Genomic DNA, 22,076 nt, shown 5'->3' with positions numbered 1-22,076 from the left:
TAAGTGGCACGACCGCCCCGGCAAGGGCGGAGGTTGCCCACCATCACCACGCTGAGTCCTTCCAGGGGCGCACCAGCGTGGCAACACTGCAAAGGGGAGTATCCCATGCCTCCTGTCCTGCGCAAAAGGCCCTCCCGCGTGGCCTGCGCGGCAGTCAACTCCGCCCCGGCGCCTCAGCGCCCGGAGCCGGACCACCTCATCCTGGGTACGGCAACCGGTTGGTCCCGCCCCGTCGTCGGAGGCGGCCGATGAGCATCGAAGCCAGCGACTGGGTGTGGGAGCACAGCGCCAGTCGAGGGGCTGCGCGCCTGGTCCTGCTGTCCATCGCAGACCGAGTGGCCGACGAGCAGTGCATCTCTTACGCCTCGCTGTCCACCCTGGCCAAGCGCACCCACGCCTCAGTGTCCACGGTGCGCGAAGCCGTCGAGCGCCTGCTCCTGGTCGGCGAGCTAGAGCAGCTCGACGACCTCGTCGGCCCCCAGCGCAGCACGGTCTACCGCATGCCTCTCACCGCGGAAGCAGTGGGCCAGGCCCAGCGCGAGCAGCAGGAGGAAGACGGCGACTCGGCAGCGACAGCTGAGCCCGTCGGCCCTGCGAAGCTCCGGCTCTCGGCTCTGCGGCGGTACGGAATCCGCCCGCGTGAGGTGCCGGAATCCCCTGCGAGGGTCCGGGAACCGGCAGTACCGGAGACCGGCAGGTCGAGGCGGAAACCGGCACAGCGGCGTACCGGCCACCGGCACAGCGATGTACCGGCCACCGGCACACAGAACCGTAGTGAACCTGTATTGAACCGGAGGTACAGCAGTAGTGGTGCTGCCGTCACCCCGGCCGCCGAGTGGCAGATCGACCCAGCCACCAACACCTGGGCCCGCCAACAGGGACACCTGGATCGCCTCGGCGAAGAGGGCCTGCAGGCGGCCGACGCCAAGTGGCGTGCCCACCGCGCCGACTTCAAGCCGCGGCCAGCGGATTCCTGGGCTGCCGACTGGAAGTCCTGGGTCGCCAGGGAGCACGCCCCCAGCCGCCCGAACCTCTACGCCGTGTCCGGCAAGAACACCACCGCACCGGGCGGCATGACCCGGGCCGAGGCCCACACCGCCGCTCTGCTTGCCGCCCTCGACGAGCCGACCGGAACGGAGGGCTGACCGTGGACCGCCGCGAAATCGCCGCCCTGCTGGCCTACATCGGCCGCCTCGACCCCCGCACCATCCGCACCAACCCGGGCGAGGCCCGCGACCAGCTCGCGCAGTGGCATGAACTGCTCGCCGACGTACCGACGGCCACGCCGCACGGCTGGGACGCCAGTTTCGCCGCCCGCCAGCACGTCCGCACCTCGCCGTACCAGATTCTGCCCGCGGACGTGGCCCGTCCCTGGGAGAGCTATCGGCGCGACCGTCTGGCGAGGCACTCCGACCCCACGCCGTCCGTCGACCCGGACGACCAGGCCGCCTGGACCGCCGAGCTGGCCGGCACCCGCCGCGCCGTCGCCGCAGGCACCACCCAGCCCGCACAGGCTCCGGCGATAACCACTGGCCGGGACGGGTTCGACCCGAAGCTGGAGGCGCGGCTGCGGGAGATCGGCTCCTGCATACCGCCCGCCGCCCGCGCCGCCCTAGCGCGCTACCGCCCGGCCCGAGTAGCCCGCGAGGCCGCCGTAGCGCAGGGGATGCCGGACGCCCTGAGCGTTCGGTGCGAGTGGTGCCTGGCCCAGCCCGGCGAGCCGTGCCGCCGTCGAAGGATCAGCCCCGACGGCGGGGCTCGCGGAACCGCGCCGCGTGCCACTCCGCACCCCGGCCGCCTCGACATTGCGGCCAGCCAGCAGATCGAGCAGGCCGAGCAGCCCTCCCTTGCCTGACCGGCGCATCCGGTGCGTGCGTCCCGTCCGCTGCACCGCGCTACCCGACATCACCGCCCCGCACCGGATGCGGCGCACGCCCTCGTGCCGCAGCCGGCATCCCACGCCGCGCCCGCCGAGCACCGCTCCGGCCGGCCGACGCGGCAGCACATCGGAGACTCGCCTTGCGCCACATCACCACCCACGACGCGCCGGCCACCGGCCTGCGCGGCATCGGAGACACCAGCTGGCACACCCGCGGAGCGTGCCACGGCATGGACGTCGAGGATGCCGACGCGGTGTTCTTCCCTGGTCCCCGGGACCACGAAGAGATAGCGGAGGCTAAGGAGCTGTGCGGCTGGTGCCCCGTACGCCGCGACTGCCTCGACTTCGCCCTGGAGAACGTCCTCAAGGAAGGCGTCTGGGGCGGTCTCACCGAAGCCGAGCGTCGTCCCCTGCACGACAACCTGCACCAGCGCCTGGACTACCGGCGTGTGACCGCCTTCTTCCAGGGGCGCGATGTGCACCTGACCGAGGCCGAGCGGCAGGTCGTCATCGACCACGCTTACGTGCGTGGCTGGCGCCCCGACCGGCTCGCCGCCGCCCTGCAGATCAGTCACAAGCACAGCCGGGACCTGCTCCGGCGGGCGGCCAACAAGGTCTTCGACCGCGACCACAAGTACGGTGTGCCCCGCCCCAAGAAGGAGCGGAAGAAGACCTCCAAGGCAGCGGGCACCCCCACGCCCGCAGGACCCGGCACTCAGCAGCCGGCAGCCCGCCCGGCAGCATCAACACCGGCGGACGCCCCTCTCGGAAAGGCCGCATGACCCACCCTGTCCTGGCCCTTGATGCCGCTTCGGACCTCCCCCTCCTCCTCGCCGCAGTCGTGCCCGCCGTCCTCGCTCTCGTGCTGACCGCCTGGACCATCCGGCGCCGGGGCACGCGCCCGCAGAAGCGTCTCGGCGGGCCGGCGGTCAAGGTCGCCGCCGTGGCTGCTCTCGGCTGCACCGCCTACAGCGCCGACACGAGCTGGCGCTTCGCGGCTGACTATCTCGACATGGCCGGCACCGCCGAGCGGACGGGCATGTTCGCCGCCGCCGAACTCGCCCTGTTCGCGACCGCCCTGATGGCACGGCAGAACCTGGCCTCCCAGGGCGCCCCCGGTCTGCCGGGCACGCTGGTCTGGGTGATCACCAGCGTGCAGGTGATCCCCGCCTACGCCGAGAGCGGCCCGGTCGGCGGCACGGTCCGCGCCTTCGTCGGACCTGTCATGGCGGCGATGCTGTGGCACATCGCCATGGGCATCGAACTGCGCCTGCGCACCCCCGGCGCCGCCTCCCATGGGCTGCTCGCCGTCCTGGGCCGGGAGGCGCGCGAGCGCCTGCTATCCCGCCTCGGCATCGCCGCGCGAGACCGCGACGCCGCGCAGATCACCCGGGACCGGGCCACCGCCCGCGCCGTCACCCTCGCCGCCCGCCTCGCCGAGCGCACGCCCGAGCAGCAGCGAAACCGTCAGGGCCAGCGGCTGACCCGACGCCTGTCGAAGGCCGTCGGCAGGGCCTCGGTCGGCACCGACCCCCTCCAGCGCTCACAGCTGCTCGACCAGCTCGCCGCACGCCGGCACGCCCTCGCGCTCGCCACGGTCCCGCTCCCCTCTCCTTGGTCCCCGGCGCACAGCAGCGCATCGGCAGCCACGGTCCCCGCGCAGCCGTCGGCGAATGCGACGGTCCCCGTCCCCAGCCCCCAAGATCGCGACGAGCCGGACACAGCCTGGGGACTAGGCACTCCTCGGGGACCGGTCCCCGAAATCGCGGACTTGAAAGCCCGGCCACACGCGGGGACCGAAGACGACGAAGTGGGGACCTCTGCAGGGACCGACGCCACAGAGAACGGCGCAGTCCCGGGGACCGGTCCCGCCAATCTGGAAGCCGCAGAGCAGGACACCGCAGCGACGGGGACCAGCCATAGGGCGCCAGAAGTCGCTGCTCAGGGCCCAGATTCGCCTCGGGGACCGAGCGTCACTGAGGACCGGGGACCGACCGACACCGCGTCCGGGACCGGGACCACCGAGAACCGGGGAAACAGGGTCCCCCTCCCCCGGAAGACGACCACGAAGGCCCGGACGAAGAACAAGGGGAAGCGTGCCCGGTCCCGCTCCCCACAGAAGCAGCGCCCGGTACGCGAGCTCGACGAGTCGGAGCGCCAGCTTGTCCGGGAGGTCCGTCCCCATATCCCTGCCCTGCTCGCACGGGACGGCAACGAAGCGATCACCCGGGTGCAGCTGCGGGAAATCATCCGCCGCGAGGAGCTGATGGGTGTCGGGAACGACCGCATCACCTTCGTCCTCCGAGAACTGCGGAGCGACGGCATCACCACGACAAGGAGCACCGCCCGATGAAGACCTGCCACAAATTCGACACCGTCCGCGGGGAGTACGAGCGGGAGATCGGCTACATGCTCGCCCACTCCCAGCGGCACGAGGGCAGGTCGGCGGCGAAGTCCAGCGCGAAGCAGGCGGCCTCGACGAAGCAGCGGATGGCTCGCGCGCTCAGCAGCCACGTCGGGCGCTGCCCCGAGTGCGGCTGAACCGGCCAAACCACCAGCTCAAAGCCCCAACTCTGGAAGAGGTGGCTCGGCTCATACCGGGCCACCGCCCCGCTCAAGGAGGTACGCCCTGATTCCGCGTCCCCCTCGTTCATCCGAGCCGACCGCCGCTGAGGCCGATGCTTGGGCGGACGTTCTGGTTCGTCGGCGGCTCCTGTACGCCGCTTTCCTCACGCCGACCGGCCAGTGGCTTGTCCAGGAGCACCCCGACGGCCCCGTCCATGTCCTCACGGGACCAGCCGACGTCCTCGCGCTGGCCGCGACCATCCAGCATCACACCCGCTCTACGAGGCCCGAATCCTGATGACGAACGCACCCAAGAACGGCACCGCCCCGGAACCTGATCCCGACTTCAACTCGGTCTCAGGGCGAGCAAGTTATCGCAAGAGCATTGCTCCCGTCGGGAGCAATGCTCTTGCGTCCCCCGCCCCTGGAGTGGCGGGAGCGGATCGGCACCGGGGGGCGCCGATCCGTAAGGATGCGACCGAGGGCGGCTCGCATCCTGAGAGGCAGGACCAGCACACCTGCCACAGTGCGCACTGCACTCACGCCGTGCCTTCGAAGCCCCACGTGCAGCAGCGTGAACGCTTGCGCGACGAGAACAAACGCATACGTCAGCCCAGCTGCCGCATGAACGACGACGAGTACCAACTCCTCTCCCGCGCAGCCGCCGTGTGCCACATGAGCGTCGCCAGTTTCCTCGCCCTCGCCGCTCTTAAAGCAGCCCGCGACCTCGACCGTACGGCGGCGGAAATCGCCGCCCAACGAGAAGTCCACAACGAGCTCTTCGCTGTGCGCCGGCACCTCGGCCAGATCGGCAACAACGTCAACCAGGTAGCCAAGGCCACCAACTCTGGTGCCGACGTTCCGTACGCCAAAGCCGTACTCGGCGCCGTCCAGCGTGCCACTCAGCGCGTGGATACCTTCATCCAGCACTACCTCGACACCGAAACGCGGACCGGATGATTCCGCGCGTCCACAAACGCGGCTCGCGCACATTCGGCCTGCTCAACTACCTCTACGGCAAGGGGACTCATGAGGAACACGTCGACCCGCATCTCGTAGCGGCCTGGGACAGCTTCGCTCCCGATCCCGGTCACGATCCGCGCGGTCCGCAGACCACGAAACGACAGCTGCAGCAGCTCCTGGACCAACCCGTCCAGGCACTCGCGGAGTCGCGCCGCCCTTCGAAGCACGTCTGGCACCTTTCGGTCCGGGCCGCACCCGATGACCCGGTTCTCTCCGACGAGCAATGGGGCGAGATCGTCCGACGCATGGTCTCCGCGACCGGCATCGCGCCGGCCGCCGACGAAGCGGGATGCCGCTGGGCGGCCGTGCGCCATGCCGACGACCACATCCACATCATCGCCACGCTCGTCCGCGAGGACGGCCGGCGCCCCCGGCTCAACAACGACGCCAAGCGGTCCCAGGCCGAAGCCCGCCTGATCGAAGCCGATTACGGGCTCAAGCAGCTCAACACCGGAGATGGGACCGCAGCGCAGCGCCCGACCAGCGCCGAGCGCCACAAGGCCAAGCGCCAAGGCCGCGAGCGCACCGCGCGCGAAGAACTGCGCGAGAGCGTACGCCGGGCGGCGACCGGCGCCAGAAGTGAAGAGGAGTTCTTCGGCCGCCTCGCCGCCGCCGGCCTGCTGATCCGTAAACGCGAGGCGCCATCCGGCGATCTGCTCGGATACAAGGTGGCCCTGCCTGATGACCGCAACAAGGACGGCGAGCCCGTGTTTTACCCCGGCGCGCGCCTCGCCCCGGATCTGTCCCTGCCGCGTATTCGGGAGCGCTGGTCCGCCGATTCCGACCAGGCTCCGTCGACACAAGCTCCCGGCAGCGCATCGCCCAACAGCCCTTCTGCCGCGCGTCGCCGAACGGCTACGGCTGCCTGGATCGCAATCCCGGTCATCGAGCACGGTGACGACGCAGTCGCTGCCGCGTACATCGCCACGACCGGCGAGGTCCTGGACGCCCTCGCGAAAACATCCGCAGCCCACACCCGCAACGAACTACGCAACGCCGCCTTCGCGTTCGAGCGGGCCTCGCGCTCCCACGTGCGCGCCGTACGCGGACACGACCGAGCCTTGCGACAGGCCGCCCGCGACCTCGTCCAGGGAGGCCCGGCCCTCGGCCGAGGCGAGGACGGCGCCAGCACCGCCATGGCGATCGACATGCTGTTCTTCCTGATCACCGCCGCCGTCCACTGGCACGCGAGGAAGGGCCACGCCCAGCAGGCCGAAGCCGCCACCCGTGCCGCCGAGCACCTGCGCAGCGCTTACCAGCTCGCCGCCGCTCAGCCGCTCGGCGTGCTCTACCAACGCGGCCGACGCCTTAGCCGGCCTGTGCTCCAGCGGCAGACGACGCTTCTGTGCGAAACGCTGCCGGAGCTGGCCGAGCAGATCCTCGCCGAGCCCGGCTGGTTCGCCCTGGCCGCGACCATCGCAGAAGCCGAAGCCGCCGGCCACGACTCGGCCGCACTGCTCTCCGACGCCGTAGAGAGCCGGGAACTCGGCACCGCGGACTCCGTCAGTGACGTTCTGGTGTGGCGACTACGGCGGCGGGCAGATCTGCCGGCCGATGCTACTGGGATACCGAAGAACCGCACGGTAAAGAATCCGACGGCCGTACGCCCGGTGGCGTCCCGATCCACAACCTCTGGCCGGAGTTTCGGTGAAGAGGCACCCGGCAACACACGGTGAGCGCCCCGCCGCGGGTGCGACTGCACCCGTGCGTCAGAGGAACTCGTGGACGCCGCGCAATCTCGTACGCAGCTTTGCCTGGGTGGCCCGGCTGTCGAGTCGGACGTCGAGTGCGCCGGGCAGTGCGGTGGTGGCCCGAAGGGCCTCCGGCAGTCGGGAAGCATCGAGCCCGTCCCGCTGAGCGATGAGAACTCCCAGGCGGTGGCGACTCACGGCGTCTGCACCCGCAAGGTGGTGTACGCCGCACGCATCGGTGAAAGCCAGCTCCAGCAGGGCGGCGGCTAGGTCATCGACATGCACAGGGCAGCGGATGTCGTCAGTGAACAGGGCACCGGATCGGGAGCCGGTCGCGAGGTCGTGCACGAGGCGCACATGCTCGGACTGGATGTCTCCGATGATCAGAGAGGTACGGGCGATGACGGCGTCTGGGTCCAGAAGCCGGATGCCGGTCTCCGCTGCGGCCTTCGCTGCGCCGTACGGGGTGACCGGATCGGGGCGACAGGATTCGTCGTAGTGGACTCGGGTGCCGGAGAACACGGCGTCGCTGCTGACGTGCACGAGGCGGCAGTCGTACTTCGCCGCGGTCATCGCCAGGCGGACCGAGCCTTCGGCCGTGACAGCCCAGTTGGCGCTGCCACTGCTCGCGTTGATGACCACGCAGGGGGCGAGCGAGGCGACGATCTCCTCGACATGGTCGCCGTCCCGCAGGTCCGCCCTGTGCCACGTGGCCTCCGGACCAGCGCACGGCCTGGTCGCGAAGGTCGCGGCGACGCTATGCCCAGCGGCAGATGCCTGGTGGACCAACTCGGTGCCCAGGAACCCGCTGCCTCCGACGACAAGGACGGTCATGGCATGCCACGGTAGACGACCCCTACCTCACTCGAAGGGCTTCGCCCAGAACGGCCCCGCCCCGAGGAAGCGAGGAAATGCGTGATGACCTGCCGAAAGTCACTGTGGAATTTGTGAATTGAAACGGCCAGGGGCATGGGGCACGGTCATGAAGCGAGCAGAACGAGGTAAGGGAGGGCGCCAGGGTGTTTCATCGAATACGCCGCAGGGCCAAGGGACCGAGCGAGGCGCAGCGCCAGTTCGCCGAGGTGTACGCGCGGATGCAGAACCAGGTCCCGGCGGGCTTCGGGGTGCCGCCGGCCGAGCCGAAGCACACCGAGCCGACCGTCGTGGTGGACGACTTCCTCCCGCCGGAGCTGCGCGTACCGAGCCACGACCAGCTCGACGGCAGGATGATGCCGTGGAATCAGCCGCTCGTCCTCGACGGTGAGATGGTCGCCTGCGCCGAGTGCGGCGCGTACCGGGACTGGCTCATCCTCTCCACGCGCGACCAGATCTGGGTGCGGTGCCGGGCCGGCCACCAGCAGCAGGAGACCCGCATCGACACCGCCTGGTTCAATCGGCACTTCGGGCCGGCGGACGCGACGCACGCCACGTTCGAGGACTGCCTGCGCCACCTCGGGCGCTGATCCCCACTCCTACGACCCCACCGGGCCTGCGGCCCGTACTGACCACCCGTCGCCTAGCACCAAGGGGTCAGTTCCGTCATGCGCGTTCGCGTCACCACCACCGCCCTCGGTATCACCGCCGCCCTCCTGGCTGTGCCTGCCTGCTCCACCGACACCGTCGGCAACCAGCCCGACACCACGCCCGCCGCCCATAAGGGCAAGCCGGCAAACGCCGCCCAGACAGCCGCTTCGCTCACGTCGGCAGCACTTCAGACACACGTGCTCGACCAGAGCGACCTCGGCAGCGGCTACCTGCGCAAGCAGGAGCGCCCCACTCAGCACGACGACGTCACCGTCATCGGCTGCCCCGCCCTGAGCAAGCCGGGCGGCGACGCAGCGACCGGCGGCACGCTCACCTTCCCGCACAAGGCGAAGGCCGCGTTCACCTACGGCGGCAGCGACTCCGAGGTCGCCGAGGAGCTGTACAGCGCCAGCGCGAACAAGCTGTCCGACGCCATCGGCCGGATCTTCGACGCCATGACGGGATGCCCCACGTATCAGGTCATCGCGGGTGGCACCCCGATCGACATGGCATCGCAGAAGCTGCCCGCGCCCCGCGGCCTCGGCGACGAGCAGTGGAGCCAGCTCTTGACCTTCTCCAGCGCAGGACGGAGCACCGTGGTCAAGCAGACCGCGATCCGCAAGGGCAGTCTGCTAATGATCGTCTCCGGCTCCCCGGCCCTCGTCGACCGCCACCTCGACAAGGCCCTCGCCAAGGCCACGACAACGAGCTAGCCCTTCCACCACCCAGCTGCTGCCCCCGACCACCATGGCCGGGGGCAGCAGTGCGTTACTGGCCGACCCGCGGAGCGGCGCGAGGAGCTTGGCCAGGTATCCAAGCCCGGGAAGCAGGAAACCCGGCGCCCTCCTACGGGGAGGGGCCGGGCTGCGTGCGTTGGGAGTTGAACGCGGGACGTTAGATGGCTGGCGCGCGCAGGAGGCGCTCCCGGGTGGCCTCGGGCAGCACTCGGCGCAGGACTGGTGCTGTCGAGCTGAGGGATGCGGCGAAGGCGGCCACGAGGTCGTGCGGGACGCTCGCCCCGAAGGAGGCTGCCCACAGGCAGGGGGCTGCGAGCGCGGGCTCTGCCCATGCCTGCCATCCGACGGGTCCCGCCTCGTCGGCCTCGGTGGTCAGGGCGCGCGGGTCAGCGTCCTGGATGAGGGGCGGCACCTCGCCAAGGCGCATGTGCGAGGTGAACGTCGGGTCCGTTGCCGCCGCCTGGGGCTGGTCGATGTCGCGGAGCCAGCCGTGTGCGGCGACGGCGTCGACGACCATCTCGGAGCCAACGAGCGGCTCGACGGGTTGGCCGCGGGCGTCGAGCGCGACGAGGAAGTCGTTCACGGCCTCACCGGGGACGTCGGTGGTGAAGTAGGACGACCACGACGCGAGTGGGCTGCTCGTGTCCGCGCGGGCCGAGATCTGCCAGGCGATCGGCAGGTCGCCCAGGTGGAACGGCTCGTCCGCCAGGCTCCACTGCGCCCAGCGCAGGGCGTCGGGGCTGATGTGCAGGACGGTGCTGCGCAGGACCTGGCGGTCTTCCGCTGCTTCGTCCGGCTCGTGCCGTCCGCGGACGATCGTCAGGCTCGTCCAGCCCAGGCCGGAAAGCGTGTCGGCGACGGCGTCGTAGAGGCGCGCATCGTCGCCGGCCAGATGCCGGGGCCCGACCCAGAACGCAGGCTGGCCGCCGCGTGGAGTGGACGAGTCGAGCGGGAAATCGGGGTACAGGGGCGCCTCCAAGGGCTCGATGCGGGTTAATTGCCGCCGGCACGGCGGCGGGGGCGGCGCGGGGGTGCCTGGGCGGGGCCCTGCCACGTCAGGTCGACGGCGACCTCGGGCGGCAGATGGCCAAGCTGCGCGTACTCGTCCCGCCCTTCGGCGAGGTAGACGACGGTCCGGCCGGTCTCGTCCACCGACTGCACGACCTGCGCCAGGCGGTGCGCCATCGGGAAGAAGGGGTTCATGGCCTGGCGGACCGGAGCGCTCCGGTCGCAGCCGGACAGCAGGTCGATGAGATCACCGACGGTCATCTCCGGGGATGTCACGAACAGCCTCCTGGGGCGCGGGGAAATGGTGAGCGATGGCACGGAAAGACGACTGGCAGCAGGCCAGCACTCCGAGCGAGAGCACCGGTGGGCTCTGCACGCTCATACGCGGCGTGAGGTCTCCAGCACGCGCGCAACGGCGGCGGCGACGATGTCGGCCGGCGTCTCAGTGTTGAACGACAGACGGTAGCCGGGCACCTTGGCCGTGCCAGTGACGGCGATCGCCCATCCCTCACCATCCGTACCGGGACGGCCGTTCGGGAACCAGCCAAGGTAGAACCGGCCGTCCTTCGAGCTGATGTGCACGTCCGCGCGGTCGTCCACGATCAGGTGGAAGTCGTCCGCTGCGAACTGGTCCGTCACGAGCGTGGGCCGCCCCGAACCAAGCTGCCATTCGCGCAGCCGCAGAGCTTCGATGGTGGTGGAGAAACCAGGGCCGGCAGGGGCTACGGTCACAGGCAATCACCTCTCTGACCTGGGGTTTCTTGCAAGGTCGTCTACGTTGACATGTCCTCGCCCGCATTGGCCAGTCTTTCCGTGGTCTTTCCTGTCTGCCTGCGGCGAACTGCTATTCCTCGTCATCCAATCGAGTCGGTTGATAGCGAACCCAGCCGTTTCGGCTTCCTTGACAGCGAACCTAGTCGTGCGGGGTGAGCACGCTGGGGTGTTTATGGCCGTAGCGGCTGGGACGGACGAGGCCGCGCCGTACGTCCAGGTGTCGTGCGTGGATGCCGCAGGCAGGCATCGGCGGCGTCCCTGTTGGACAGTGCGACGGCAAGGCTCGAGGGCGTGATTCCGGTACGGCCCCGCCGCACCCATGAGGAGCGCCTGCGCCTCTTACGGGAGACCGATGTCGAGGCTGAGCAACTAGCCGCATTGCGTTCCCCCATCGGTCTCGACCTGGGAGCACGCACACCCGAGGAGACTGCCGTGTCCATCATCGCGGGGTTCATCGGCCACGCCAACGGGGCGAGTGGACTGCCGCTGTCTGTATACCGGCCCCATCCACCGTGCCACTGCCGGGATATTGCCGACTGCAAGCACCTTGATCAAATGATTCCGTAACACGTACGCTGACGGCCGTTACTGTGTGTGGTGCAGGGCGAACAGCCCGCTGAACGCGGTTCGTTCGGCTTGCCTGCGGAATGCGGGGTGCAGGTTGGACAACACCATGCCGGTGGCAGCTGGTGTTCCGCCCATCCATTTTGGAGTGCACGAACTGCGGACCGGAAGTGCGGACGGGGCACGGGCCGACTTCGAGAAAATGCTCGCGCAGCTCGCCAGCGCGACCAATCCGAACGTCCGGATGATCGCCGCGAATCCGGGCGACTGGGGAATCGACGCTTTCGCCGGTGACCTCGGGGGCGCCATCACGGTCTGGCAGTCCAAGTACTTCATGCCGAAGACCACAACCAGCCAATCGCAGCAGATTCGCGAGTCCCTCGCGAACGGGCTGAAAGCCGCGGCGGCCAACGGTCACACCATCACGCTCTGGATCCTGTGCATCCCCTCCAGCATGGACGGGCCGGCGGCCCAATGGTGGGACGGCTGGAAGAAGCGGCAGGAGAAGGCTCATGGCCTCGTCATCGAGCTGTGGGACGAGACGAAACTCGTGAAAAAACTGCTGAGCCCCGAAGGTGACCAGGTACGCCGCGCCTATTACGAGCCCTTCACGGCGCCCGCCGTCCCCTCCCAGGAGCAGATACGCCTCGTGCTGGACGTGGAGGAGGACAAGGCTGCAGCGCTCGACTCGGCTCTGTTCGTGCGCCAGATGACCGAGGCCGGCCACGTCGAACTGGACTCGGCGAAACGGCAGTTCTTCAACGCCGACCTAGTGGCGCGCGAAGTCGCGCACAAGGGCGTGCCGGCTGAGGTTGCCGCACTGAGGTCTGCCGACGCCACCCTTCACGGGGTGTGGGAGATGCAGTTCAACGAGTGCTCGACCGAGGGCACCCTCGCCGCTCTGCACGGCCGGGTATGGCGCGAGGTGCGCAGCGAGCACGACAAACTGCCCAAAGTGCTGCGGCTGGAGGTGACGCACAGCTGGGGTCTGGTCCACCGGCTGGTCGACAATCGTCGGGCAGGGTGGGTCACGCACTGGCGGCAGATCGCGAGCGGTCATGCCGACGACTGAAGGTTCGCATCCGTCCGTACCGCTCGACCATTCATGAGGAGCATGCCGTGCAAGCAGACCGGCCGGTTGTGATGCCCGAGGACGAGGTACCTTTCCGTCTCGCTCAACTGCTGCTGCTCCTTGACGCCGTCGCCGCGCAGGACTCAAACGGGGCGACCCTGGAACGCATCGGGTACTACGACTTCCTGTCCGCGAACCCCTTCCTCGTGATTCCCTCCGAAGGCCGGGACGCGAGCCTCCTCCGGCTGGCTGGATTCGACCCGCAGGTCCTTGCCTACGCGTCCTCTTCACAGCGATTCACGAGCCGGCGAGAACGGATCCAGCACGACTTGGCGCTCCTGATGGCTTATGGGTGCTGCCGGGTCCGAAATCGCAACGGCTCCCTCACCTACTCGATCACAGAGGTCGGTCAGCACCTCGGCGGGCAGTTCACCGCCACCTACGCCACCTCTTTTGCTACCGCCGCCGACATCGTCGTCCGCCAGCTCCGCAAACTCAGCGACAAAAGGCTGCGCGAGCAGACCGCACGGTGGCTCAGGCCGGACGGACCCGGCGGACCCGCGGCTGCCCTCATGAGCGTCCTGGGGCCAGGCCCGTTGCTGGAAACGTCCTGGGAGGGATGATCACCATGGAGCCGCTTCCCGGCATCCGGATCCGCCGTCTGCGCCTGGTCGGCATGGAGCGGTCGTACGATGTCGATTTCACTGCCGAACAGCGGGTACGGAACCTCTCCGTTATCGCCGGGGCGTTCAGCTCCGGCAAAACAGCGGTGCTGGAGTTCATCGCCTATGGGCTCGGCGCAAAACGGCACCCCCGCCACCAGGAGGTGCTGCGACGGGTCCGTTCATGCCTCTTGGAGGTCGAACTCTCCGGCGAGCCGCATGTGATCGAGCGGTCGGTCGGAGAGCCTTCGAAAGTCGCCTTCGTTCGCCGGGGAACGCTCGACAGCAGGCCCGCGTCCAGGGCTGAGAGCAGGCCCATCGACCCGCCCGGGGCACCGGAGAGCCTGTCCTCCCTCCTCCTGAGTCACTGCAAGCTCGAAGGCGTGCAGCTACGCGAAGCGCCCACCAACAGCGAATCCCGCACGGACCCGCTCAGCTTCCGCGACTTGATGTGGCTCGCTTTCCTTCCCAACGAACGCGTCGCGGACAAGAACTTCCTGTTCGAGAACGACTACATGCGCAAGCACAAACTGCGGCAGGTCGTCGACGTCGCCTTCGGTGTCCACGATGACCGCGCCGTCGAACTCGGCCAGCGCATCCAGGAACTCGGCGGCCGACTCAACCGCGCCAAAGCCGAACTCGCAGCAGCCCGTACCTTCGTCGTGGAGCAGGCTCCCACAGCACTGGACGGTGAACCCACACCTGCCTTCCACGAACAGGAGCTAGCTGACATCACGAGCCAGCTCACGGAGTTGGACCGCCGAGCGCAGGCGGGAACGGAATTCGCAGCCCAGCTGCGCCACCAGCACAAAGAGGCGGCCCGGACTTCGCAACGGGCGGCAGCGGTCCTGCGGGACTGCGAAACACAGCTCCAACGCCTGATGCCTCTCCGCGCACAGTACGCCGACGATCTCCTCAAGCTCGGCATGCTCGGCGAGGCACAGCAGATCTTCGACCCCCTGAGCGTCACTACCTGCCCCGCCTGCCTGAACCGGCTGCCGGCTCCCCCCACCGCCGACAACGGACTCTGCAGCCTCTGTCGCCACGAACTGACAGCGGTGGAAGGGATGTTGGTTCTGGGCGCTGCGGATTCCGGCAGCCAGGCCGGGGACAATCGGGTGGACGTCGCGGCCGAGACCCGGTCCACCAAGGCCCGCCTTAAGGAGATCACCACCTACATCGATGAGCTCGGCGCCTCGCTCGCCGCACTCAAACTCCGGGCGGAGGAGGCGGCCGTCCGGGAAGAGGAAGCCGCCGCCGCGCTGGACGCCGCGACGTCGCCCTCCGTCTCACCGTTCCTCACCGCCCGCGACGACCTCCACCGAAGGCGCGAACAGGTCCTGCGCCGACTCGCACAGGCCGAGAGCGCGGTCAAACTCCGTGAAGGACTGGCCAAACGGGCAGACGCCGTGGAACGCCACGAAGCCCAGATCGCCCGTCTCCGCGAGGAACTCGCACGACTCGGAGACGCCTCCCACGATCGCGATCGGGTCATTGCCAAGATCAGCGGCCGATACGGCGAGCTCCTGCGAGCCTGGCGCTACCCGAAGGTCAGTACACCCTTCATCAAGACCGACCTCACCCCCTTCGTACGCGGTGAGCCGTATCAGGAAGCCTCCTCCGGCGCCCGCACCCTGCTCACCCTGGCCTGGCAGTTGGCCGTCTTCGAAATCGCCGTCGAAGAAGGGGCCGCACACCCGGGATTCCTCATGATCGACAGTCCTCAGAAAAACCTCGGCCACGGCGGCACCCTCGATGCCGTGATCGCGGACGCGGTCGCCATCGACGACTTCTACCACCACCTCTCCCTCTGGCTCGCAGAGCGCGGTAGCCAAGCACAGCTCATCGTCGCCGACAACAGCCCGCCACCGCTCGTGGAAAGCAGCGTGGTGGTGCGCTACAGCCGCAACGAGGACCGTCCGCCGTACGGGCTAATCGAGGACGAAACCAGTGCGGATGAAGAGGCAGAAGCCGACGCGTGAAACGCCCTTCCAAACACGGGGGCCGTTCCTCGGTAGCAGACAGACCCCAAAAGGCCCAGCGTCGCGGATCACTCACTCAGCAGTTGAAGCGCGGGCTAGACCCTGACGCCGGTCCGCCAGCCGCGTGTCGGTCAGCATCAGTGGCTGCCGGGGCTCGGACGGGTGGGCGGACCATGGCGCGGTAGAGGGCGGCAGAGGCGAGAAGTGATGTCAGCTCACCACCGCCGCAGCCCGCGCTCCGTTCGCCGGAGCCGCCCTCTACCGCGCCGCTCGGCGGCTATGCGCCCCTCTTCTTCCTCTTGGCCGCCTTCCCCCCCTAGCCGCCGCACTGGCCGCGCCATGGGGCAATCCTGTCGAGCGCTCGGAGCCGCCTGACGAAGGATCCCGCTGTCATAGCGTGCTGTAGACATACAGCCGGTTCGAACGGTTGCCAACCGGGGGCCCGTAGGTGCATGCTGGCCCGTTTCCCATCGCGAGGAGAAGTACATGGAGATCCGGTCCCTTGAGGATTTGCGCGCCGCGGACGATCTGTCACTGGCGTTCAACCCCTATGGGCTCGGCAGCCGCATGAAGCCCGAGGACGCTGCGGAGTTCCAGCAGCAGCAGATCGCCGACTGCGTCTTGGCGAAGAGCGTCGCGGCTGGAACACGCGACTCCTTCGAGCGGCTGCGCACCGTCTTCGCCTACGGCGTGCTCTGCTACGACGTGTACACCATGGTTGGCGACCAGGCACTCCTCATCTACGAGCAGGCGTTGCGCGACCGCTTCATGGAGTGGTGCGCCGGCACGATCACCTTCCGCCTCACCCAGGGCCCGGACGTCTCCTACACCGTCACGTCGTATGACGACGTCAAGAAGCACGCGGGCAAAATGATGCGCGAACGGGCGAAGCTGGTCGTAGCCACCGACGTCATCGTCTTCAACGGAATGTTGCACGGGCTCCGTCTGTGGGCGCGTGCGGCGGGTCTGCTCCACGGGCGGCGCAGCCGCGGGGTCGAGGACGCGCTCGCCAAGCTGCGTAACTACGTTGCCCATCCCTCCGGCCACCATGTCGACACGCCCGTCGGGGCGGCCCGGACCGTGCGGGATCTGGCGGAGCTGATCAATCAGTTGTGGGGGCAGGTCAGCCCAAATGGACGCCTGTACCCGGCCCCTCTACGCCGGGAGATCGCCGTGCTGAGCTGGAACGTTTCCGGGCGGACACGGATGGAACCCGCCGACGCTCTCACCGTCCCCCAACCCGTGGAAGATCAGGAGGGCGACGAGTACCAGCACGTGGTGGTGCGGGCCATCCCCTTCGTACCGGGCAGTCGCTGGGATGACGCTCACTGGGCGGAGTTCGACACTCGTTACGAGACCACACGGTTCCCGACGGATTACCTGTGGGGGCCGGGCACCCGGGAGCAGGCCCGGGCGTGGCTGGAGCAGGAGCGCCCCGAGGGGGACAGCGTCGACTTCACCGACCGGGTGTTCCTCATCCAGGACCACGAACGCCTGCTGCCGCCGATGCGGCCGGAGGTAGCGGCCGGGCTGCCCGACACCGAACGCGTCGGGATCTGGCATGCCGTTCGGGCCGACTTTCCCGACGACGCCTTCATGCACGTCCGAGGCTCCGCGGATCGCAGCGCCGGTCATGCCCGCCGCCCCGGTGACTGTGCTGCCTGTTCCGCTGAGGCCCTCGGTTTCGGCTCCTACGACGAAGCCCTTCACGCTGCAGCAGCCGCTCTCGGACCGGTCCGGGCGGTACAGCTGCCCTCCGTCCGGCTGCCTTCGTCGACCTTTTGGCCCGACCGACCGTGAGCGGCGCATCGCGGTGAGGCAGGTGGCAGGTGGCAGGTGGCAGGTGGCAGGTGGCAGGCCAACAACACCCGTCGCCATCGGACATGGCTGCGACTGTGCCATGACGACGGGAGTCGAGCAGATCGGCGGCCCGCTGCCCGGCATTCGGAAGGGTCCTGTCCCGTGCCAAAGTGATCCTCATGATCCCCGCACACATCGCCGACGAGCTGCCGCTCACCTACGCCGACAGCTTCGACGTACCGGTCCTGTTCCGTAACGGACCCGCGAACAAGCCCAAGAGGCAGTGGCGCACGGCGAAGCATGAGGCGTGGAGCGCCTCGGACGGATTCCCGGCAACCGATGGCTGGTACGCCCCGACCACCACGTGGCGAGAGATCATCAAGGCCGCCACCGAGGTCGGCCGCGACGTCACCCCGCACCTGCAGAACCAGCCCCGGTACGCGCACGGGGAACTCGTCGCCCGGGTCTCCCCGCTGTACGCCTACCTTGGCGCCCACCCAGTCACATCCCGGCACCCCGTACCGGGCGCAAAGGGCCAGCGCCTGACCCTGAACCCGGTGTACGAGCACGGCACCGAGCGCACTGCGAAGAACGCCGCCGCCTACCGGCTGGGCATGACGATGACCGAGTGGGCGTGCCGTTCCCTGCTGGGCCTCGGACAGACTCACCACCTCGAACTGGGCGGCCCCATCCTCGCCCTGAGCGGCACTTTCAAGGACCCGAAGAGGACGCTGCCCGACCTGTGGGGACGGCACGAGGCGGAAGAGATGTACTGGCTGATCGAGGCCAAGGGCGGCAGTGTCGGCGTCGGCGAGCTCCGCAAGGGGTGGGTGCAACTGGAGGCCGGCAGCGAAATTCTCGGCTCCTACAAGCACCGCATCGTCCTGGTCGGGGCGTCCGTGCGGCCCGGAGACGACCTCTTTCTCACGATCGACCATGACCTGCGCTCCGGCGAGCCGCCCCTCCCCCCGGCCGGATCCGGCGCTGACGACGCAGCGGTGGGCCCCGGCAACCTCGAAGACCACCTCGGGGATAGCGACGACGCGCTCATCGGTGCGGCCCGTGCCCAGATGCTCGCATACCTGGCGCTGCGCTCGGCTCCCGCCTCTCAGTTGCGCACGGTGCCGGTACCGGCCGACCGCGCTTCCCGCCACCGGCGTTCCGGGCTGACCACCCCCTTGGAAAACTACGACCTCACCCTCGCCATGCGCGCGGACGCCCGCGGAGCGGCGCTCCACACCGAGTCGCACACCCTGCGCGCCCAGATCCGCTCCTGGGGGCTCGACGACTTCCTCACCTGCCGCATCCCTGGAACCGAGGTCCACCTCGGCATGTCCAGAAAACTGTTCGCCGCCTGCGCACGCCTCCACGAAGAAGATCTGGCCATCACCCAGCGCACTCCAGGACTGCGCGCCGAAGATCAGCCGGCCCTCGACCAAGGGCTCGGCGACGAAGCCCAGGAAGTGCAACGACTCACCCAGCGACGGATCTTCCGCGAGCAGCAGGAGGAAGCCCGCCCGCGGCTGCGCCCCCTGCTCCGCGACGCCTACGAGCGGGGAACGACGAGCGACTGGAGCGACCTGCTGCGCCATCCCCAGGAGCCGAAGCTCGACCTGGAAGGCGACGAGGGTCTCCTCGAAGCGGCCACGCCGGAAACATACCTGGCCGTAAGCCGCTACGACCTGCCCTCCGCACGCGCCTAGTCTGGCCCGGGCGGTGTCTGGGGTGCTGCGTCTGTGGGTGGTCTGCCGTGTGGACGGGCACCGGCCGTGGCGCACCAGCGTGGACGTCCTCGCCATCATCGGTTAGGCGGCCAGCTCGGACGATGGCGACTGCTTGACAGTGCAGCATTACCCGGCTGGCCCATGGCCTAGCAGGCTTCGGCAGTTCCGCCCTCGAGCCCGAAGAAGGCAACAACGGCCCAGCGCAGCTGCGTAGCCAACCTGCGGGCGTCGCGTAGATGACTGCGTGCTGCTTCGGCTTCCTTGTACGTCTTGGTCACCCCACGGAGCGTTCTCGTCACCTTCTCGCTGAACTGGGCGAGACGCTCGAGAAGCTCGATACATGAGGACACGATGGAGGGGCGGGGCTCTGTAGCCATCCGATCAGTATTATCGCCCGTTGGGCGTCTTGTCCCGGCATTGCGTAATGGGACGCTCCAGCCCGAACGGGGTGGGAGCATCACGCTGAATAGGCGTTAGGACGGCAGCAGGTAACGTCGGGAACGGTTCGTCCGAACCGTTCCCGGGCCGTCCGGTCGAGCCACGGTAAGGCGTTCAGGAACTGGTTCGGCCGACGCAGTCAGAGCTCTCAGCCCGCCGAGGCGAAGGTGACCTCGTGTGCTCTGCGAAGGACGCACTGTCCGTCCCAGCAACCTAGCCAGGGTCGAGCCCTGGCGTGAGGCGCATATCCAGAGCGACGTGCCCATCGGTGATCCGAGCACCGTGGACCCAGACCTAGGGCCTATTGACGACCCAGCCACAGACCGCTTCATTGACGCTGTCACTCGTTGGGTTCCCAGGAGACAGCGAAGTTTGGGACGGGGACCACCGAGGGCTCCCGGGTGGCACGACATCAATGAAGGGCAGCCGCTTCCTGGGTCGTCGAGCGCGTTGGCGTCTAAAGCTGGGGAGCATACTTCCAGTTCTCCATGACCATGGTGCCCGCTGGCGTACTTCGAAGCAGCCCCTCCCAGCCTGCGGCTGCCATCCTGGCGGACCATCGGAACTGCCCTGCGAGCGACAGTTGGTTTGCCAGGCCGTGCGTTGTGAGAACAGCGAATTGGAGCAGGACACTGAGGGCGTTCCTGGCGTGGTGTGAATGGATCGAGATCTTGGCAGCCGGAGTCAGTGTCACGATTCCCGCGTGGGCGGGAGGCTTCTGAGCCTTGTCCTGGTGAGCGAAGCCATGACGAACCTTGACCATGGCGTCCAGGAACAACGAGGCATCGGTTCCTTGATAGGTCGTAGCTCCGACGCGCCAGGTGCTGCCCTTTCCCAACTCGGAGGGAGCAACCTCCACGGCCCACTCCCAGTCAGGTGTCGGGTCGTACCGGAAGAAGGTCCAGTAGAGCTTGCGCAGGTTGTATGGGCTGGGGGTCTGCACCATCCCTTGCTTGCCGTCAATCTGGTACCAGGAGGACGGCGGAGTGGCCTGCGGATCAAGTGGCTGCGCGGTCAAAGCGAGATCTTCGTTGAAAGCTTCGAGGGCCCCGACGGCCGCCACCACGACGGCCCGGTTGAGGGAAGAGTGCTGCTTCCCGGGTTGCCCTCCGCCCGGTCTGCCCTGCGCGCGGCGCTCCGCCGTCGTCTGCTGGAGCCGCTCTTGAATCACATCATGCAGACGCTGGGCGTCACTTAGGTAGTCGATCATGCGGTCCAGCGGGCCTTGGAGAGGATGTAACGCCATGTAGTGCCTCCGCGCGGTGCAGGGTCCGCATGTTCGTCGAGCGGGCCAGATGCAGGCTATCGGCGAGCTTGCCGCACCGCCGCACGCTCGCGCTGGCGTTCGGTATTGACCGACACCAAAGAGGCAACGGGCCCACCCTGACGGTGAACGCGCGTACGCATCTTCACGGTTTGGCGATACGCAACGGCCGCGCATGGGCGGCGGGTGAATCGAGGGCATTGCACATCGGGTACGCATCCAAGACAGAGCCCCCGGAACCGAATGATTCTGGGGGCCCTGCGTCATGCCGTTAGTAGGGTCAGCTCTCGCTGGAGCCGTCGTTGGTGGAGTTGTCCGTGCGTCGGCGGCGAGCCGCAATGAGGGCACCTCCGCCAGCAGCGATCAAAACTCCGCCACTACCGATCAGCCACGGGGTGGCGTCGGCGCCTGTGTGCGCAAGCGAGCCTGCAGGGGTGGACGCCGCAGCACTCGCCGCAGCTTCATCTGCGGTCGGTGCACCCGAGACGGACGGCACCGAGACATCCTCGTCCTTGCCGGGCTTGTCCGGGGTCGGTCGGTCGCTCGGCTTGCCGGTGGGCTTGCCGGTCGGCTTTCCCGTCGGCGGCGGGGTCGTGTCGGCCTTGGCGTTGGTGGTGGTCACCGTCACCGGATCGACCGGCTTGGCCTTGAACGTCTTCGAAGGCTTGTAGATCTCGTATCCCTCGGGCGCCTTCACCTGCTTGACCCAGAAGTCGCTGCCGGTACGCGAGTTGACGGGCAGCTTGCCGCTGGCCGTGCCGTCGGAGCCGGTGGTCAGCGTCAGGATTTTCTTGTCGCCAATGCCAATGTTGACCGTCGATCCGGGCAGCAGCTTTCCGCCCTTGCCGTCCTTGGCCTTCAGCAGTACCGAGGCGTCCTTGAACGGATCGACGATCGTGAGTGGTGTGTCAACGCCGGGGGTGACGATCACGTCCTGGTCGTCGACCGTGTTGTGCAGAGGGCTGCCGCTGGTGACCTCCTTGAGACGGTAGACCCCCGGCTCAAGGTCCTTGAAGACGAGCTTTCCCTGGGTGTCGGTCTTGCCATTGGCTGATTCCTTGCCTGCGGAGTCGAACAGGGTGAAGGACGCGCCGGCGAGCACGTCGCCACCGGGATCCTTCTTCAGGAGGGCGACGCCGCCGGCCTCCGCCCCGGCTGCGTTGCGCGGACTCGAGGACGAGGAGGGTGTGGGCTCGGTGTTCTGGGCCGATGCTGTCGGTGCCCAGGACAGGCTGCCGGTCACCGCAGCAGCGACGGCTACAGCGGCAGGAACGGTGCGAGCGGAACGGATGCGCAAGAAGGGACTCTCCAAGGGATACAGACGGAAGCAGGTCTCGGTAGTGGGCTCAACGGGGCGGTTCGGCGTCGG

The 22,076-nt window shown here is 68.4% G+C and carries 22 protein-coding genes and 1 pseudogene; 15 read left to right on the top strand and 8 right to left on the bottom strand.

Translation table 11 applies throughout. The annotated features are described in order from the left end of the window. The first annotated feature begins 248 nt into the window (after positions 1 to 248). The 5 genes from ACZ5CR_RS00300 (at position 249) to ACZ5CR_RS00280 (ending at position 4,420) form a co-directional block, all read left to right on the top strand. Positions 249 to 1,145 (top strand): helix-turn-helix domain-containing protein, encoded by an 897-nt coding sequence (locus ACZ5CR_RS00300; RefSeq protein ID WP_468852070.1) that lies wholly within the window; start codon positions 249 to 251, stop codon positions 1,143 to 1,145. A 2-nt stretch (positions 1,146 to 1,147) separates the two neighbouring features. Beyond that, on the top strand, positions 1,148 to 1,855 hold the full coding sequence (locus tag ACZ5CR_RS00295; RefSeq protein WP_468852069.1) for a zinc finger domain-containing protein: 708 nt from the start codon (positions 1,148 to 1,150) through the stop codon (positions 1,853 to 1,855). Between the two features lie 164 nt (positions 1,856 to 2,019). Further along, positions 2,020 to 2,661 carry a WhiB family transcriptional regulator gene (locus tag ACZ5CR_RS00290; protein WP_468852068.1) on the top strand — a complete coding sequence of 214 codons (642 nt, stop codon included), beginning with the start codon at positions 2,020 to 2,022 and terminating at the stop codon, positions 2,659 to 2,661. After that, entirely contained in the window at positions 2,658 to 4,232 is a 1,575-nt protein-coding gene (locus ACZ5CR_RS00285; RefSeq protein WP_468852066.1) for a hypothetical protein, read from the top strand. The genes ACZ5CR_RS00290 and ACZ5CR_RS00285 overlap by 4 nt, the downstream gene beginning before the upstream one ends. After that, the gene (locus tag ACZ5CR_RS00280) at positions 4,229 to 4,420 is read left to right on the top strand and encodes a hypothetical protein (RefSeq protein ID WP_468852065.1); all 192 of its coding nucleotides are present in this window, start codon (positions 4,229 to 4,231) and stop codon (positions 4,418 to 4,420) included. The genes ACZ5CR_RS00285 and ACZ5CR_RS00280 overlap by 4 nt, the downstream gene beginning before the upstream one ends. A 109-nt stretch (positions 4,421 to 4,529) precedes the next feature. Here ACZ5CR_RS00280 and ACZ5CR_RS00275 read toward each other — a convergent pair whose 3' ends face one another. Further along, positions 4,530 to 4,712, bottom strand: a complete 183-nt coding sequence (locus ACZ5CR_RS00275) for a hypothetical protein (RefSeq protein WP_468852063.1) — start codon at positions 4,710 to 4,712, stop codon at positions 4,530 to 4,532. A gap of 278 nt (positions 4,713 to 4,990) precedes the next feature. Between ACZ5CR_RS00275 and ACZ5CR_RS00270 the strand changes: the two genes are divergently transcribed. Further along, positions 4,991 to 5,404: a plasmid mobilization protein gene (locus tag ACZ5CR_RS00270; RefSeq protein ID WP_468852061.1), complete on the top strand. Its 414-nt coding sequence runs from the start codon at positions 4,991 to 4,993 to the stop codon at positions 5,402 to 5,404. After that, positions 5,401 to 7,143, top strand: a complete 1,743-nt coding sequence (locus ACZ5CR_RS00265; RefSeq protein ID WP_468852059.1) for a relaxase/mobilization nuclease domain-containing protein — start codon at positions 5,401 to 5,403, stop codon at positions 7,141 to 7,143. The genes ACZ5CR_RS00270 and ACZ5CR_RS00265 overlap by 4 nt, the downstream gene beginning before the upstream one ends. Positions 7,144 to 7,176: 33 nt before the next feature. On the opposite strand, the gene ACZ5CR_RS00260 is transcribed toward ACZ5CR_RS00265, so the two are convergent. Continuing rightward, a complete protein-coding gene (locus ACZ5CR_RS00260; protein ID WP_468852058.1) occupies positions 7,177 to 7,992 on the bottom strand; it encodes an SDR family oxidoreductase in 816 nt (271 codons plus the stop codon). Positions 7,993 to 8,177: 185 nt separating this feature from the next. On the opposite strand from ACZ5CR_RS00260, the gene ACZ5CR_RS00255 reads away from it, so the two are divergent. Then, entirely contained in the window at positions 8,178 to 8,621 is a 444-nt protein-coding gene (locus ACZ5CR_RS00255) for a hypothetical protein (RefSeq protein WP_468852057.1), read from the top strand. Positions 8,622 to 8,699: 78 nt separating this feature from the next. Then, on the top strand, positions 8,700 to 9,395 hold the full coding sequence (locus ACZ5CR_RS00250) for a hypothetical protein (protein WP_468852056.1): 696 nt from the start codon (positions 8,700 to 8,702) through the stop codon (positions 9,393 to 9,395). Between the two features lie 181 nt (positions 9,396 to 9,576). Here the strand turns inward: ACZ5CR_RS00250 and ACZ5CR_RS00245 are convergent, their stop codons facing one another. The 3 genes from ACZ5CR_RS00245 to ACZ5CR_RS00235 all read right to left on the bottom strand — a co-directional run bounded on the left by ACZ5CR_RS00245 (position 9,577) and on the right by ACZ5CR_RS00235 (position 11,159). Next, the gene (locus ACZ5CR_RS00245) at positions 9,577 to 10,398 is read right to left on the bottom strand and encodes an SPDY domain-containing protein (RefSeq protein ID WP_468852053.1); all 822 of its coding nucleotides are present in this window, start codon (positions 10,396 to 10,398) and stop codon (positions 9,577 to 9,579) included. Positions 10,399 to 10,412: 14 nt separating this feature from the next. After that, positions 10,413 to 10,703: a hypothetical protein gene (locus ACZ5CR_RS00240; protein WP_468852051.1), complete on the bottom strand. Its 291-nt coding sequence runs from the start codon at positions 10,701 to 10,703 to the stop codon at positions 10,413 to 10,415. Between the two features lie 102 nt (positions 10,704 to 10,805). Next, positions 10,806 to 11,159 (bottom strand): SPDY domain-containing protein, encoded by a 354-nt coding sequence (locus ACZ5CR_RS00235; RefSeq protein WP_468852050.1) that lies wholly within the window; start codon positions 11,157 to 11,159, stop codon positions 10,806 to 10,808. A 351-nt stretch (positions 11,160 to 11,510) separates the two neighbouring features. Between ACZ5CR_RS00235 and ACZ5CR_RS00230 the strand changes: the two are divergent. From ACZ5CR_RS00230 to ACZ5CR_RS00205, 6 genes and pseudogenes are all read left to right on the top strand, one after another. Continuing rightward, positions 11,511 to 11,760 (top strand): annotated as a pseudogene (locus tag ACZ5CR_RS00230) (XdhC family protein); the annotation flags it as partial. 153 nt (positions 11,761 to 11,913) lie between these two features. Further along, positions 11,914 to 12,837, top strand: a complete 924-nt coding sequence (locus ACZ5CR_RS00225) for a serine/threonine protein kinase (protein ID WP_468852048.1) — start codon at positions 11,914 to 11,916, stop codon at positions 12,835 to 12,837. A 47-nt stretch (positions 12,838 to 12,884) separates the two neighbouring features. Then, on the top strand, positions 12,885 to 13,460 hold the full coding sequence (locus ACZ5CR_RS00220; protein WP_468852047.1) for an ABC-three component system middle component 2: 576 nt from the start codon (positions 12,885 to 12,887) through the stop codon (positions 13,458 to 13,460). Between the two features lie 5 nt (positions 13,461 to 13,465). Further along, a complete protein-coding gene (locus ACZ5CR_RS00215; RefSeq protein ID WP_468852045.1) occupies positions 13,466 to 15,481 on the top strand; it encodes a DNA recombination protein RecN in 2,016 nt (671 codons plus the stop codon). A 486-nt stretch (positions 15,482 to 15,967) separates the two neighbouring features. Continuing rightward, positions 15,968 to 17,281, top strand: a complete 1,314-nt coding sequence (locus tag ACZ5CR_RS00210) for a hypothetical protein (protein ID WP_468852043.1) — start codon at positions 15,968 to 15,970, stop codon at positions 17,279 to 17,281. Positions 17,282 to 17,460: 179 nt separating this feature from the next. Beyond that, positions 17,461 to 18,984 carry a gamma-glutamyltransferase gene (locus tag ACZ5CR_RS00205; RefSeq protein ID WP_468852042.1) on the top strand — a complete coding sequence of 508 codons (1,524 nt, stop codon included), beginning with the start codon at positions 17,461 to 17,463 and terminating at the stop codon, positions 18,982 to 18,984. A 167-nt stretch (positions 18,985 to 19,151) separates the two neighbouring features. Here ACZ5CR_RS00205 and ACZ5CR_RS00200 read toward each other — a convergent pair whose 3' ends face one another. The 3 genes from ACZ5CR_RS00200 to ACZ5CR_RS00190 all read right to left on the bottom strand — a co-directional run bounded on the left by ACZ5CR_RS00200 (position 19,152) and on the right by ACZ5CR_RS00190 (position 22,004). Continuing rightward, positions 19,152 to 19,382, bottom strand: coding sequence for a hypothetical protein (locus ACZ5CR_RS00200; RefSeq protein ID WP_468852041.1), 231 nt, complete (start codon positions 19,380 to 19,382; stop codon positions 19,152 to 19,154). Between the two features lie 518 nt (positions 19,383 to 19,900). Next, positions 19,901 to 20,653, bottom strand: a complete 753-nt coding sequence (locus ACZ5CR_RS00195; RefSeq protein ID WP_468852039.1) for a hypothetical protein — start codon at positions 20,651 to 20,653, stop codon at positions 19,901 to 19,903. Between the two features lie 334 nt (positions 20,654 to 20,987). Beyond that, complete coding sequence (locus tag ACZ5CR_RS00190; RefSeq protein WP_468852037.1) at positions 20,988 to 22,004, bottom strand: MSCRAMM family protein; 1,017 nt, start codon at positions 22,002 to 22,004, stop codon at positions 20,988 to 20,990. Positions 22,005 to 22,076 lie beyond the last annotated feature (72 nt).

It is taken from the genome of Streptomyces sp. NPDC031274 (genome assembly GCF_055570235.1).
The sequence above is the reverse complement of the archived record's forward strand: the minus strand, read 5'-3'. Positions and strand labels throughout refer to the sequence as shown.